Raw genomic sequence first — 15,393 nt, forward strand, 5'->3', positions numbered from 1 at the left:
GAGATGGAAAGAAAGCCGGACTGGCTGCCCGGCTTTCCTCTCCAAATTTATTGTAATAGCGAGGCATTCCATGATAATTGGTATCGACCACGGCTACTACGCCATCAAAACCCGAAACTGTTCCTTCCCGGCTGGCATCACACCCTGCGGCAGTCACGAACCCTACACCCGCCAGAACGTGCTTACGTTCGGCGGGTGTTTTTTTGTTTGCGGAAGCGGGCGGCAGCCGATCCAGCGGGACAAGACCGCCAACGACAACTACTACCTGCTGACGCTGGCGGCTATCGCGCAGGAGCTGCAGGCCCGTGGTGCGCCGCGGGAGTGCAGCGTGACCATCGCGGCGGGGTTGCCCCTGACCAGCTACGGCCGTGAGAAGCCTGCCTTCCGCAAGTATCTGCTCCGCAATGTGGGCCAGCCGACTGAGTTCGGCTACGAGGGTAAGAAGTACCGCATCACGATTGAAGATGTGCTGCTCTTCCCGCAAGGTTTTACCGCGCTCATGACCCAGCCTGACCTGCTGGTGGATGAACCCTCCATGCTGCTGCTCGACATCGGCGGATGGACGGTGGACCTGATGCGCATAGACAACGGGCGGCCGATCATTGGCACCTGCCACAGCCTGGAGTTTGGCATGATCCGCTGCATCGATGAGGTGCGGGAGCGGGTGCGCCAGAACACCGGGCTGTCCCTGACTGACGCCCAGATCGAGCAGGTGCTGGCGGGCCGCCCGTGCAGTTTGGAGGAAACGGTACGCGGCCTGATCAGCGAACAGGGACGGATCTACACCGAGCTGTTGCTTTCGGCCGTGCTGGAAGCGGGGTTCGATTACCACGCGCTGCCGGTCGTCATGATGGGCGGCGGCGCGTCGGTCGTGAGCCGCCACATCCGCCCCAGTGACGGCCTGTGTCGCACCGTGACTCTGCTGGACGATCGCATCAACGCACAGGGCTACGATCGCGCTGTGGCCGCGCTTTGGGGCGATGACGCGCAGGGGTGAACCGCCCGCAGTTCGTCTTTCGCCCAAACCTGCGCGACCCGGCCCAGCGACGCGCCTGGAAGCTGCTGCAGGCACAGCCTGTGGGAGAGCGCAGCGCGTATCTCGCCGCCTGCATCATCAAGGCCGGTGATTTGGAGGCCGCGCAAAAGGAACTGCGCGCAATGCTGCGGGAAGAACTTGGCAAAATCCAGGTCGCCGCAATGCCCGCGGAATCCAAGGCGAAGAAGGCGTTGCCAAAATCAACGCTGGACTTTTTCTCTGCCTTGCAGGAGGAGGCGCCCGAATAGAAGACCCCGCATTGCAGCGGAAACACAAAATACAGCCAAAGCCCCGCGATTTGCCTTTGGCTGACACAAAGGAGATGAATGGACATGGCTGTGTTTCGCGTAGAACGAACGAGCGACTATACCGTTATGAGCAACTACCACCTGCGGGACAAGCGGCTCAGCCTGAAGGCCAAGGGGCTGCTGTCGCAGATGCTCTCACTGCCGGAGGATTGGGACTACACGCTGACCGGCCTTTGCTACATCAACCGCGAAAGTAAGGACGCCATCCGCACCGCGATCCGCGAGCTGGAAGAGGCCGGCTACATACGCCGCCGCCAAACCATCGACAGCGGCGGCAAGTTCGCTGGCAACGAGTACACGATCTATGAACGGCCACAGGAACCGCCATCGGACGAACCGTCACCGGAAAAACCGTCGTCGGGAAATCCGACAACGGGAAAACCGATGCCGGAAAATCCGACACAACAAAATATAGATAGAAAAAATACGGATCAATCAAATACCGATTCGATTCTTTTCCGGGAATCGGCGGACAAGCCGCCGGAAGCGAAGCGAACCGAAGCGAGTTCGGCAGAGCGGATGGCGGAATACCGGGATCTGATCCGCGACAACATCCAGTACCCGCTGCTGGTGGCGCAGCACCCGGAGGATGCCGACCTGATCGACGAGATTGTCGAGCTCATGACCGAAACCGTCTGTGCCCGTCGCAAGACCACCCGCGTCTGTGGGGCCGACTTCCCGGCCGAGGTGGTCAAATCGCAACTGCTCAAGCTGGATGCCGAGCACATTCGCTTTGTGCTGAAATGCCTGCATGAGAACACCAGCAAGATCAAAAACATCAAGCAGTACCTGCTGGCGACGCTGTACAACGCACCAATCACCATCAACAGCTACTACAGCGCGCTGGTCAGCCATGACCTGGCCGAACCGACAGGCAAAGAAACCGCGAAAGGGGGGATGCCTATGCTTGCCCATTGATGTGCCCCAAAGTGACTGCCCCATGTACATCTTGCCCTTGTTGGCATTGCTTCCATTTGCACGATCATTGCATTCGTTCTTTGTTGGGTCTTGGTATAGCTTTCCCTTGACCTTTGGAGTATGCTTGCTTTGCAAGCAAAAACAACGCAGGCATGACAGAAAGGAGAGACTATAGAAACCAAAGGCCTGACCTGCAAGATCCCGCTGGAACTGCATGATCGCATCACCGCGGAGATCCGGCAGAACGAAAGCACGATGAGCAAATTCATCGAACAGATCATCTTGGAGCACTACGCGAAAGGAGCCACCACAATGGGAAAAACACGGACAATGGCCTTCCAGGTCAGCGAGGAACTCTTCCAGCAGATCAAGGAGTATCTGGCGCGCTACGAACAGACCTACCACCGCAGGCTCAGCCAGAAGGAGTTCGTCATCGGCCTGATCGAGCAGGCGCTCGCAGAGGCAGATGAAGAATTTGAGGCTGCCGAAGCAGCTGCAGCCGAGGATCTGGCGGACGAAATCGAAGATATGGACCAGGAGGACGAGGTGACCAGTGATGTCGAATCGGACGAGGATGCGGAACCGGATGATGCGCCGGAAGGCAATGCGGAAGCAGATACGGCTCTGGCAGACTGTGCGGGCGCGGATGCGGGATTTGACGGCCCTGCCTTCGATGCAGATGCCGAGAGAGCGGTATGACCGCAACGGCGATGAGATCAAACCGGGAATGCACCTTGTAACGGACGATGGCGACAAAATGTACGTCTTCAGCCTTCCCAGCCTGTACATCGTCGCAGACCAGGGCACCAGGGAAGCCAACCTGGCCTACGCTGCCAAGTGCATCCGCACCGGCCGGGGTGAGTTCTATCCGCTGGACTTCCTGATCCTGGACAGATGGGAGATCAAAAAGTGACCCAATGGCCCGCAGCCTGCGGACCATTTCCTTTGAAGGGGGAATGATTTTGCAACTTGACATTACCGCCATCCGGCCGGCAGAGATCCCGTTTGCCTTTGACCAGGACGAGCAGTTGGACAGCCGTTCCGGCTGTATCGGCCATCTGCAGGGGGACTTCGGCTCGGGCCGGGAATTCTACCCCGAATGGGTAGACCACCAGGCACAGTTCAAGACCCATGACTTTGGCGTCGAACTCAACAAGGTGGTTCACGCTCTGCGGGCCAAAGGCGGCTGCGGCCTTTTGGCGGATCGTCACCGCATGGCCGAGTTCTGCGCCCGCCACCCGGAAACGGCGCTGGGGACCGGCTACGCGGCCGTGTACGGCGTCAAACTCAAGACAGTGAGCCGTACCTACCTGCTGCGCTGCGACCCGCGTAAGGGCGAAACCAACTTCTGCCTCTATGCCTACGAGACACCGCTGCTGGAACACTGTGTCGAGCAGCTTGTCCGGCAGCGACCTGCGCCTGCCGGCACCCGCTTCCGTGAGGAAGCGCGGTAACAAGACCGAACCATAAGTTTAGACGCCTGCAATGCTTGCCACATAGATGGCAGGCGATGCGGGCCTTTTTGTTTGGGAGGGATGCGGAAAGACCATTCGTTTTATTGACATGTTTGCCGGCATCGGCGGCTTCCACGAGGGGCTGACCCGTGCCGGCGGTTTCACCTGCGTGGGACACTGCGAGTGCGACAAATACGCCGAGCGCAGTTACCGTGCGCTGTTCGATTGCAAAGGAGAGTGGTACATCGAAGATGCCAGAAACGCCGACCCCGCAACCATGCCCGACTTCGACCTGCTCTGTGGCGGATTTCCCTGCCAGGCTTTCAGCCTTGCTGGACGCCGCCAGGGATTCGGAGACCCCCGTGGCACCCTCTTCTTTGAACTTGCCCGCCTGGCTGAGGCCCGGCACCCTCGCTATCTGCTCTTTGAGAACGTACCCGGCCTGCTGTCTCATGACGGCGGACGGACGTTTGCGGCGATCCTCGATTCGCTGGACCGACTGGGGTATGGCGTGGAATGGCAGGTGCTCAACAGCAAAGATTTTGGCGTCCCCCAATCCCGACGCCGCGTGTACATTGTCGGATATCTTGATGACCGATGTAGAGGAAAAATACTACCTTTCACCGAAACAGCAGGAACTTCTCTTGCACAAATCCAACCAGGAACGCAAGGGGAGCGGATCTAGTCCCCCACAGGTGTAAGCTGTACGCTTTCGGCTTTGGCTGGAGGTTTCGGCGGGCGGACCGGCCTGTATGCTGTAGGGCTGCCCATCAAAGAAGCGCCCCGGAAAGGCTACAAGATAGCCTATCCCGGGGACAGCATCGACATCAGCTACTACAGCACCAACACCCGCCGCGGCCGGGTGGGGCATAAAATTGCCCACACGCTTACAACCAGCAGCACACAGGGGACACTATGTTTCATCGATATGAACCGTGATCCTGAAACCACAGAGATCGCCCGCTGCCTGACTGCCAAGCAGAACGGAGGCATTCACAATCATAAACGGGAAGCCTCCGGTGTGCTGTTCGCCGGCCGAATTCGCCGCCTGACCCCGCGGGAATGCCTGCGGCTGCAGGGCTGGCAGGATGACCGCATCGATAAGGTGCTGGCCATTCAAAGTGACAACCAGATATACAGACAGGCCGGCAACGGTGTGACGGTCACTGTGGTGGAAGCCATCGGCCGCAGACTGGCGGCGGTGGATGACGCCTTACAGAAAAGCAGCGGATGTTGCTCATCCACCGAGCCTGCTCCAATGCGGCCCAATCTATGATTTTGTCGCTCCTGGACAGAAAATCCACAGACCATTCGTTAGGTTTGCTGAATAGCTATCCGACAGTGGTTGTGGCATTGTTGGTGTCAGGCTAAAAGGCCTAAATCAAACAAGGAGGTATAAAACGATGGATCAAGAAAGAGCAAGAGAGCTGCAAGGGAAGCTCGTGCAGCAGGCAGCGGCATCGCTGGTGCTTACGGGCAGCGGCGAGGACGTGGACGCCTACGAGCAGGTCGTTGCGCTGATCGGCAAGGCTTGGGACCTTCCGATGTCGGGAACAGCCAAACAGCTGGCCCTGATCGAGCAGGAGCGCGAGACCATGCAGCGGATCGAGCATGGGGCAAAAGCGGAACACATCGCACCGATCCAGGATGTCCTCAAAGGATGGTCGGGGCTGGAAAGCGTGGAGGTGATTGAAGATCTCTTCGAGACCGCAACGCTGCTGGACGACCACGCAGGCCGGAAAGCTCTGTTCAATATGGCAATGACACTGGTGGGAAGCCAGAGTCTGCTGGATTGGATCGAGAAAACGGATGAGGAAAGGATGCTGCCGGAGTGGTCCGAGCCGTCCGCAAAGGTGGCAGAGGGCGACTAAGGCGCAAGCATCACTGAAATGACAACTACACAGGATCAGGCATAAAGCACGATCCGGCCCCAACGCATAGCCGACATAGGGCAATGTGTTGGGGCTTTTTCTGTTGAAGGAGGCGATTATCAGTGAGAACACGAAAGAAAAGGCATGGCGGCGTGTTTGCCGTGAAGTGTAGGGGTGAGCCCGTTGCCCCTTGACTTCCGCGACCAAAAATTTGGCTGCGAGATCGAGATGACTGGCATCACCCGGCAGCAGGCCGCCGGGGCGGTGGCTGCGCTGTTTGGTACAACGGCGCGCCAGACGCATGAATCCCGTATCTACGACCCCTGGGAGACTATAGATAACGAGGGTAAAAAGTGGCGCTTTGTTTTTGACGGCAGCATCCAGGCAACGCAGCGCGTTGGTCGAAGGCAGGAACAGGCCCGCGATTCGGCCTATAAGGTAGAACTGAACTCGCCGGTGCTGGAATATGCCGAGATGGGCAAATTGCAGGAGGTCGTGCGGGCACTGCGCCATGCCGGGGCAGTGGTCAACCCCAGTTGCGGGCTGCACGTCCATGTGGATGCCGCCAACCATACGCCGCGCAGCCTGCGCAACCTGCTGTCCATCATGTACTCCAAAGAGGACCTGATCCTGAAGGCACTGGGGACCCAGCCGCGAAGGGTGCAGCAGTATTGCCATCTGTCGCGGGAAAATGTGATGAAGGTAGTTCGCAATATGCCGCCGAGCCTTTCGATGGAGCAGCTCCGCCGCGCCTGGTACGAGGGCCGAGACGGTGCGCATGACCACTACAACTGGTCGAGGTACTATGCGCTGAATCTGCATTCGGTGTTTTACCACGGCACCGTGGAATGGCGCTGTTTTGAGAGTACACTCCACGCCGGGGAGGTCCGCGCCGACATCACGCTGGCGCTGGCCATGTCGGCCCAGGCCATCAACCTGGAAAAGACCGTGGCACGCAAGACGCTGGTGGGGGATAACCCTGCGTTTACGTTCCGCACCTTCCTGCTCCGCCTTGGCCTGATCGGCCCCGAATACAAGAATGTGCGGATGCACCTGCTCAAGCGCCTGCCCGGCGACCCGGCCTGGCTGCGAGACCGAAACCAGTATGAAAGTTACCAGCGCCGCCATACCCGCGGCGATGCCCGATAGGAGGCGATGTTTTTGGAAGAACTGTATTTTGCTTATGGCTCCAACCTGAACCTTGGCCAGATGGCCGTCCGCTGCCCGCAGGCCGGGGTGGTCGGCAAGGCTGTGTTGGAAGGATACGAACTGGCCTTCCGGCGCGGCGTGCTGACGATCCTGCCCAAAGAGGGCGGCCGGGTGAATGGTCTGCTGTGGCGGATCAATGCCTGGGACGAGTTGACGCTCGACCGCTACGAGGGGTATCCGCACCTGTACACAAAGGAACTGCTGCCGGTGCAGACGGATTCCGGGCTGCAAACCGTTGTGGCCTATGTTATGACCGCGCCCTACTGTGAGAGAACCCAGCCGCCTACCTCCACTTACCTGCAAACGGTTTTGGATGGGTGCCGCATGGCCGGTTTCGCCCCGAAAGCCGTGCTGCAAGCGGCAGCCCAGGCCAGACAGGCAGAGCAGCGGATGTCGCGGAAGCGCCGTGACAATGAAAGATGACCACAACGGGAAGGAGGTAGCCATTATGGGTATTAAGGCAATCACGACCAATGGTCTGCGCCGGATGGGCGACCGCGAAGGGCTGATCTTACAGGGCTGCGGCGGCGAACTGCAGGAGTGGCTGGACGGAATCAATGAGATGTTTACCGAGAACGGCATCCTGAAAGATGGCACCAAGTTTGAAAACATTTCCGTTTTTGAGCATGAAGGTCTGACCTGTTTACTTTTCCCCCTTGATGGTGTGAAGCTGGATGTGGGAAAACTTGCCCTGTGGCGGCTGCAGACCCATGCGACGTTCGGCGGCACCTGGCTTTCGGATTATGTGCCGAACCGTTTGGGCGGCTTTTTCCCGATGCCGACGAAATCGGCGGAACAGCCGGAAGCCGCCGCACGGTCGAAACCGAAAAGCCAATCGGAACGGTAACCACAATACATTTGTGACAAAGGAGACAGTTATGTCAAACCATTTTACGAAACTCTGGAAACGGGGGCTGGCGCTGCTGTTGGCAGGCGTTTTGTCGCTCAGCAACCTGGGCGGCGCGTTTGCCTTTGCAGAATCCACACCTCCGCAAGAATCCGCAGTGGCAGCCACTGCTGAAACGGCAGCCACACCCGAAACGGCGCTCAGCCCTGAAGCGCAAGTCTTTGTGGACGCCGTCAATGCGCTGGATCGGGAGTCGATTCTCGCCGCGGTGCGCCAGTGGGCCATTGCCAGCGCGACATGGCAGGCCGAGCCCGACAACGCCGAGCTGGAAGCTGCGCTGAACGAGGCCATCGAAGCATCCGACGCTGCTTCCGCGCCGGTATATGCCACGGAAGATTTGTATTACGCCATCCAAGAAGAAGAGCAACAGAGCGACGAAGTGCAGGCCGCCTATACGGCCCTGGCCGCACTGGTCGCCTCGATGCAGCTGGCGATGGAGCAGCCGGAACTGCCGGATACCGGTGGCGCACCGCCCGACGATGAAGAGATCTATGATGTCCTCTACGACGACCTGCCGGATGCCCCCACGGGAAGCTATATCGGCAGTATGGGCCTGCCCATTGCCACCGGCGAGACGCGCATCTCCATTTCCGAGTGGGTCACCGATCTGTACGACGGTGTGGACGCGCATATCGACGCCGCAGCCCTTCATGCGGACGGCGAGATCATCACAGTTGATAGGATGGCGGGCGAGGATTACGCCATTGTGCCGATCATGGTGCAGGTGGAGTACCCGGCCAATGGCAGCACGACCGAGATCATCCTGCCGGACAGCGTGACGCTGCTGGACTATGAAGGCAACGCAGCCGATGGAGAAGAAACCGAGAACATCCTGCGCGCTTCGTATACCGATACCTCCGCGGCGGCCCACGGCATCTATGTGCAGGCTGCACAGGATTTCACTGCCGAATTTGTGTATACCGCCCCGGACGGGACGGAACTGAGCAAGAGCCTGGAAGTCAAGGTGAGCGACGGCGGCACAAACCCGATCGTCACAGCAAAGAGCGGCATCAGCACCTATGCAGCCGAGCCCACACCCCCGTTCACGACCGGCAAGATCACCTCCATCGCGTTTGAGGGCGGCACCTGGCTCATTTGGTTCAATGGAATCGAAGCATACTGCTGCTCGCACGGGCTCAGCGGTCAGCCCAATGGCTGCCCCACATATTCGTTCGCCTATGTGTCCAAGCTCGAACCCGGCCAGTATACCCCGGGCAGCCACTATGCCAACCAGATCAACATCTGGGGCGGACTTAACCAGTTGTCGCTCGGTTTGCTGGAAGAAAAGCACAGCGGTGCTTCCGCTACGACCTATGGCCTGGCGAACGATGCAGCAGAGGGAACCGCCTACCGCTATTACGATGACACCCAGCTGTGGATCATGGAGCACTACCCGGACAGTCTGGCTGCACAGACCTACCGTGCTTCGGCCCAGGCATTGGCAGAGCATAGCAACGGCAACGGGTTCACCACCTACAGCGGCGAGAACGGCTACTACACCTACATTTACACGCCCCCGGCCGGATACGCCTGGCAGACGGTTGCCATCGTGGGCGAGGAGATCACCGAGGAAGGCGGTACGGATGTGCCGGATATTCCCGAATCGCAGTATTATGCCTCCTGGTCGGCCGGCCCGCAGACGGCCAGCGGGACGCTGGATCTGAGCTATGGGCTGGATCTGCACAAAATCGGGCTCGTGACCGGTGAAACGATCGACGAAGCAACTTTTGAGATCACGCCTTCCGCCACCAGCGGAAGCATTGACGGCGGCAGCTGGAGCCTGAGCCCTGCCGGCAGCCAGACTGTGACCACCGGCGGCCACGTCATGGATGATACCTACCACACTACCGGCGGCAATGCCTCGGCCAGCTGGACGCTGCACTACACGGTCAGTAAGACCAGCGGCACGGCCAGCGGGAACGTGGGGCCGTATTCGTCCCAAGAAGAAGCCAACGCGGCGGCCAGTGCCGCGCAGAGCGAAGCGGTCAGCCGACTGCAGGGTGAAGCACAGGCGGTCGTGGATGCCGCCATTGTATCGGCGCGCAGCCAGCTGGCGAACATCACGTTTACGGTCAAAGAGACCAGTGTTCCGCATGGGTTTGACGCCTACACGGGCAGCACCGGCAGCGAACAGCAAGTCTCTGTGCCCGCAGATGGCAGCACCGATGTGACCATCCACAACGAGGAATGGTCTGTGCAGGTCAACATTGCCAAAATCGACAGCGAGACCCACCAGCCCATCGCGGCAGATGCAGAGTTTGCTGTGTTTGAGTGGGACACGGTCGAGCAGATGTACATCCCGTTTGGCGGGTACAACCAGTATACGGTTATCCGCAATGAGGACGGCAGTTATTCCGTTGCCAACGGCAGCAGCTATGCCACCGGCAGCCCGGTTGACCGCACGCTGTACTATACCCAGCGAAACGAGGGCAAGTTCATCATTGTCGAGACCCGCGCCCCGAAAGGCTACTACGGCGACTGGACGGACATCACCCACTCCGGCACAGCCGGACAGGTGGAGGGCAAGCACGCCTATGCGTTCACCATCTCCAAAGGAAATGACGGCTCGGTCATCGACCTGTCCAACAAGGATTACAATGCGGACATCGGCACCGCCGACAGCGGCGGCACCCTGCTGCGCACGCCGGAGGGCAACACCGTTACCGCTACGCTGTATGACGCACCGCAGGATGCAACCCGCATCTATACCACCGACAGCACCGGCCTGGCAGACAATGAGGATAGCTACACCAGCACGCCGATTGCGGGCAAGTTTACCAACGACCGCGTGATCGGCGAGATCGTGCTGACCAAGTCTGATCTGGATCAGGCCGTGGAAGGCGCCGACACCGCCTTGCATGGCACCTCCAGTATTGAGGGCGCGGTGTACGACCTGTACGCTGCCGAGGATATCCAGCACCCGGACGGCGTTTCGGGTGTGGTGGATTATTCCAAGATTGTGAATACCAACGGTGACTCGATCTGGCACACCACCGTTCTGACCAACGGCGGTTGGGATACCGACTATTTGCCGGTTCTCGCCAAAGACCACCTGGTCGCCAGCGCCGAGATTCGGGACGGTGTGCTGGCTTTCGCCAACCTCTACCTGGGCAAGTATTACCTGGTCGAGCGCGCTACCGGCATTGTACTGCCGCTGGATGGGGACGGCCAGTATTATGTCTCCGGCCAGTATCCCGTGCTGGACAGGACTTTGCAGCCCACCGGCGAGTATGAACCCCTGGCTGTCAACAGCCACGGCGAGTACACCGACTACGTCTACAAGAACCTGTACAGTTCCGTGGCCGAGGGCCGTGCGCTGTCTGGCGTCAAGACCTACGATGGCTATTACCTCAGCTTCGCCGAAGGGTATCTGTGCGATGAGATCAACCACTACAGCACCCTGGCCTACGGTAGCGAGAGCCAGTACATCATCCGCAGTGACGATTACTCCAACGATGCGGTACTGAAATCCGGCTTCTCCATCCAGAAGGTGGTCAGCACCACCGGCCCCGGCACGCCTGCCCCCAAACTGGAGGGCGCGGGCTTCACGGTTTACCGTGTGTGGGAATTGTCCAAAGCGGACCAATTTACACTCAACCCGGACGGCACCTACAATGTACAATCCATTCTGGATGCCTATCGTAAAGACAGCTACGACAACAATACGCCGAAGTATGATTTCAGCAGCGAAGGCGCGGCGGTTGCCCGAATGTACGAATCCGACAAGGCATTGGTGGAAGAATACAACGCAACACTGACTGCGGCATACGACTATGCTAACGGCCAGGGCGAAGGTTGGGTACCTACCAAGAACACCAATGAATACCGCCTGTCCGAACTGTTCACAAACGAGGAAGGCATCATTCGTGTGACCGGCCTGCCGTATGGCCAGTATCTGGTCGTGGAAACGACGCTGCCCAAAGACCTGTTCCAGGCCGACCCGTTTGTGGTCACGGTGGATTCAGCTGCGCCGCAGAGCGTCCTGTGCCAGCCGGATGGCAGCGTGACTACGCCCAGCAACTCCTACATGACCTACAATGTGCTGAACGAGGAACTCGAAGGGTATCTGCAGCTCATCAAAATCGACGCCGAAACCGGCAAGCCGGTCAAGATCGCTGACACCGCTTTCCAAATCTACAAGATCGAAGAGGACGGCACCGAGACGCTGCTGGAGATGCCTGACCCGGATTCCGGCAGTGCCACCGCCAAGACCTCCACTTTCTACACAGACGCAGACGGCTACCTCAAAACACCCGAAAAGCTGCCGCTTGGCCGCTACCGTGTTGTCGAGATTGAGGGCCCCGAAGGGTTCTTCAATGATGAACAGTACAATGTCGTGTTCGAGTTGACCAGCGAACGCGTCTGGGAAGTTGTCGGCAATGCCACCGACGACATGGACGACTACATTATTACCGAGGAATACAGCAACCACGAGACGCTGGGGCAGTTGACCATCCGCAAGGTCGGCAACGTGCTGACCGGTTACGAGGACGGCCAGTTCATCTACGAGCAAGCCAACCTAGCCGGGGCCACCTACGAGATCCGCGCCCACGGCGACATTGCCACCGGCGACCGCCAGGGCACGCTGTGGTATGCGGACGGCGATCTGATCGCCACCGTGACCACGGGTGCGACCGGCCAGGTGGATGAAGTCAGATTCAGTCCCACCCGCACGCCTGCTACCTACGACTTTCTGACTGTAAGTCACGATGGCACGACCGGCGAAGTAACGATCACCCTGCCGCTTGGTTCCTACGACATCACCGAGGTGCAGGCCCCATACGGCTTTGTGCTGACTGACCAAACCTACACCGTGACTTTTGGCTGGAATGACCAAAGCAACGATGTGGTGCTGGCACAAACAATCATTGATCACACCCAGGACGGCGACGAGGTTTACAGTTACGACATCATCAACGCTGCCGATGTCAGCGATGAGCAGCTCACCGGTCAGCCCGGTACCATCGTGTTCGAGAACGCCCGCGTGCTGCCTGTGCCCGAAACGCCGGAGGATTTGGTGGACAAAATCGGCGTCGGTATCCGCAAACAGGATGCCGAAACCAGCCAGCCGCTGGCCGGGGCTGTATATGAGCTCTACACGGTGGAGGCGATCTACGATCTAAACGGCAACAAGCTGGCCGACGCCGGCACCCTGCTCGCCACCAGCGCCCCGACCAATAGCACCGGCTTCACCTGGTTCGATGTGGACGTGCCCATCCGCGGCGAGGCCTACGCGGACGGCGAGACCGAACCGGCGGACGGCGTCTGGAACGCCCGCTACAACAGCGGCAACTATCAGATTGTCGAGGTCGCAAGCCCCGACGGCTACCTGCTCGACCCAACGCCCATTGCGGTCAGCTTCACCTATCCCGGCCCGCAAACAGCCTGGCAGGTGGTCGCCGCCACCCAGGCCGACCAGCCACTGGACAAACTGACCATCCACAAGACCGACGTCGGCGGCAAGGAATTGCCCGGCGCGGAGTTGACCGTCACCACGCTGGAAGGCAAACCCGTTGACAGCTGGGTGAGCGAGGAAACGCCGCACACGCTGCCCATTCTGGAACCCGATGCCGAAGAACAGGACGGTGCGATTCACTACTCGGACGAGGACAACGAGTTTGTCTATATCCTGCACGAGGACGCCGCGCCGGATGGCTATCTGGTTGCGTCCGATATCCAGTTCAAGGTGGAGCGGGACGCGGAAGGCCATATCGTGGTATTCACCTGCGCGACCGCCGCAGACAGCTGGCACATAGTCGATGGTGCATCGGTCACGATGGTTGACGCGGCCCAGCCGCAACCCACCCCGACGCCTACGCCCACCACGACCGTCACGGTCACGGCAACGCCCACGCCGGCACCGGTTGCCCATGTGCCGCAGACCGGGGACAGCACCCCGCTGCTGGCGATGGTAATTGCGACCGCACTGGCGGCGGTTGGTTTTGTCGCGCTGCTGGTGATGCGCTGCCGCCGAAACCGGCTGGAAGAAGAAACCGACCCGCAGTTAGAACCGCGGGACGACCCGGAGGAAACCCATGAGTAAGCCTGCAAAGCTGCGTGTTGTCATTGTGGAACCGGGAAGGTATGCCCGCAAAGCCACAATCGAAAACACATTGGAAGCGGAACAGGCGGTGGTCGGGGGAATGATCGATGTTATCCGGCCCTGGCCCAAGGAAAACGTCTGCCTTGTCCTCAATGATGAAGGGAAGGTCATCCCACTGCAGCCGAACCGGGGTTTGTCCGAAATCGATGATGTGGTGTACGGTACCTTTTTCCTTTGCGGTGAGGATGGCGAGAATTTTTGCAGCCTGACCAATGAACAGGTGGAGCGGTATCTCGCACGATTCCGGGAGCCGGAGATCATCTGTGACATGCCCGATGCAATCATTTGCTTTCCATGCTCACCGCAACGGTACAGACGATACATGGAGGGGTTGAACATTGGAAATGGGCTGGAGCGGCCCGACCACCGGGACAATCCGTCCCGCTGACGTTCGACCATCAGGGGGGCGCAGCCAGGGTGGCATCTTTCAGCGTGCTCCCCCGGTATGCATTTTCGTCGGAAGTTCTTATCGTACTTTCGGCCAAGAAAGTATGGAAAAATATGGCCGAAGCACCGCCCCGGATCTTTTGCCTCGGGGTTTCTCTGCTGGCAAAAATGCGGTATAATAGGGGAAACGAGGAGGAAAACCTATGAAATACTGCGACAATCACGGCGCCCCGCAGCGGGACGCCGCCCTGCCTGACCGCTGCGGCGGGGCCAATGTCCCGACTTCCGCCATGCCGGCCCTGTTGGCCTGCATCCTGGCCCTGGCGCTGTGCCTTGGAGGCTGTACAGGTCGGCCCGCCGCCGGGGACACCAACGAGACGCCTGGCAGCGGGTCTGCGGCGGCAGAAATCCCGCTGCCGGAGGAAACGCCCGCCAGCCCGGCGCCGGCATCCCCGCCCCCCGCCGCTTCCGGTGAGGACGGCCCCTCGCCGATGTCCCAGCCGGTGACCACCGAGATGGCGGGCCTGGTACCCGCCTCCAAGCCCTGGCAGGGCGCCTGGGTCAACGCGAAGGACAGCGACGACTTCTTCGTCTTTGAGAACGTCTCCAACGTCAGCGACACCCCCGTCGACAACGGCGACGGCAGCTACTTCATCTACCGCGCCCGCCTCGAGGGCAACGCGCTGACCGACGCCTTCCTGTTTGAGCGCAACGACGAACGGGAAATGCTGACCCGGATGGACGCCGCGGGCGATCTGGTGGGCTACTATGTCCGCCCCACCTACGACAGGGCCCCCAGCCCGCTGCCCACGGAGGACTGGGGGATGTACACCCAGAGCGAAGAAAACCCGGAGGGCACCCCCAACCCGTTCGGCCCGTTCGACGTTTTTATGATCGACGCGTTCCGCTTCGGCAGCCGCCCCTACCAGCGGCTGGTGGACAACGGCGGCGGGTCCTGGACCTGCGCCTGCGATTTCCCCGAGGGGGAGAACGATCTGGAAGTTAACTTCCGCTTTGAAGTCCAGGGGGACGATCTGTACATGACCATCTACGACGCCGCCGGCAACGCGCGGTATCTCTATGTGCTCGCCGGTCGATAACCCCCGCCCCGGGCCTGCACACACCCCAAAAAAGCACGCCCCACGGGACGCGCTCAATCTGTTGAAAAAGGCCACCGTCCGGTGGCCTTTTTTCTCGTAA

12 protein-coding genes and 2 pseudogenes are annotated in these 15,393 nt (G+C 59.7%); all 14 read left to right on the forward strand.

Annotated features, from left to right (window positions below; genetic code table 11):
• Nucleotides 1–70: 70 nt before the first annotated feature.
• On the forward strand, nucleotides 71–997 hold the full coding sequence (locus tag Q0526_RS08325; RefSeq protein ID WP_298732440.1) for a ParM/StbA family protein: 927 nt from the start codon (nucleotides 71–73) through the stop codon (nucleotides 995–997).
• Nucleotides 994–1,284 (forward strand): plasmid segregation centromere-binding protein ParR, encoded by a 291-nt coding sequence (locus Q0526_RS08330; protein WP_298732441.1) that lies wholly within the window; start codon nucleotides 994–996, stop codon nucleotides 1,282–1,284. Before Q0526_RS08325 ends, Q0526_RS08330 begins: the two co-directional genes overlap by 4 nt.
• Before the next feature lie 84 nt (nucleotides 1,285–1,368).
• On the forward strand, nucleotides 1,369–2,262 hold the full coding sequence (locus Q0526_RS08335) for a DUF6017 domain-containing protein (RefSeq protein WP_298732444.1): 894 nt from the start codon (nucleotides 1,369–1,371) through the stop codon (nucleotides 2,260–2,262).
• 255 nt (nucleotides 2,263–2,517) lie between these two features.
• Nucleotides 2,518–2,961 carry a translation initiation factor 2 gene (locus Q0526_RS08340; protein ID WP_298732447.1) on the forward strand — a complete coding sequence of 148 codons (444 nt, stop codon included), beginning with the start codon at nucleotides 2,518–2,520 and terminating at the stop codon, nucleotides 2,959–2,961.
• Nucleotides 2,936–3,175 (forward strand): hypothetical protein, encoded by a 240-nt coding sequence (locus Q0526_RS08345; protein ID WP_298732449.1) that lies wholly within the window; start codon nucleotides 2,936–2,938, stop codon nucleotides 3,173–3,175. Before Q0526_RS08340 ends, Q0526_RS08345 begins: the two co-directional genes overlap by 26 nt.
• A gap of 49 nt (nucleotides 3,176–3,224) precedes the next feature.
• The gene (locus Q0526_RS08350; protein ID WP_298732451.1) at nucleotides 3,225–3,716 is read left to right on the forward strand and encodes a hypothetical protein; all 492 of its coding nucleotides are present in this window, start codon (nucleotides 3,225–3,227) and stop codon (nucleotides 3,714–3,716) included.
• A gap of 94 nt (nucleotides 3,717–3,810) precedes the next feature.
• Nucleotides 3,811–4,992, forward strand: a pseudogene (gene dcm / locus Q0526_RS08355) (DNA (cytosine-5-)-methyltransferase).
• Nucleotides 4,993–5,119: 127 nt separating this feature from the next.
• Nucleotides 5,120–5,587 (forward strand): hypothetical protein, encoded by a 468-nt coding sequence (locus Q0526_RS08360; RefSeq protein WP_298732453.1) that lies wholly within the window; start codon nucleotides 5,120–5,122, stop codon nucleotides 5,585–5,587.
• Between the two features lie 183 nt (nucleotides 5,588–5,770).
• Complete coding sequence (locus Q0526_RS08365) at nucleotides 5,771–6,736, forward strand: amidoligase family protein (RefSeq protein WP_298732455.1); 966 nt, start codon at nucleotides 5,771–5,773, stop codon at nucleotides 6,734–6,736.
• A gap of 6 nt (nucleotides 6,737–6,742) precedes the next feature.
• Nucleotides 6,743–7,219 carry a gamma-glutamylcyclotransferase family protein gene (locus Q0526_RS08370; RefSeq protein ID WP_298732458.1) on the forward strand — a complete coding sequence of 159 codons (477 nt, stop codon included), beginning with the start codon at nucleotides 6,743–6,745 and terminating at the stop codon, nucleotides 7,217–7,219.
• A gap of 25 nt (nucleotides 7,220–7,244) precedes the next feature.
• Nucleotides 7,245–7,565 (forward strand): annotated as a pseudogene (locus Q0526_RS08375) (hypothetical protein); the annotation flags it as partial.
• A 109-nt stretch (nucleotides 7,566–7,674) separates the two neighbouring features.
• Nucleotides 7,675–13,746, forward strand: a complete 6,072-nt coding sequence (locus Q0526_RS08380) for a SpaA isopeptide-forming pilin-related protein (protein WP_298732460.1) — start codon at nucleotides 7,675–7,677, stop codon at nucleotides 13,744–13,746.
• The gene (locus tag Q0526_RS08385) at nucleotides 13,739–14,194 is read left to right on the forward strand and encodes a DUF3846 domain-containing protein (protein ID WP_298732462.1); all 456 of its coding nucleotides are present in this window, start codon (nucleotides 13,739–13,741) and stop codon (nucleotides 14,192–14,194) included. The genes Q0526_RS08380 and Q0526_RS08385 overlap by 8 nt, the downstream gene beginning before the upstream one ends.
• A gap of 202 nt (nucleotides 14,195–14,396) precedes the next feature.
• Nucleotides 14,397–15,293 carry a hypothetical protein gene (locus Q0526_RS08390; RefSeq protein WP_298732464.1) on the forward strand — a complete coding sequence of 299 codons (897 nt, stop codon included), beginning with the start codon at nucleotides 14,397–14,399 and terminating at the stop codon, nucleotides 15,291–15,293.
• The last annotated feature ends 100 nt before the right edge of the window (nucleotides 15,294–15,393 follow it).

Source organism: uncultured Subdoligranulum sp. (assembly GCF_937890665.1).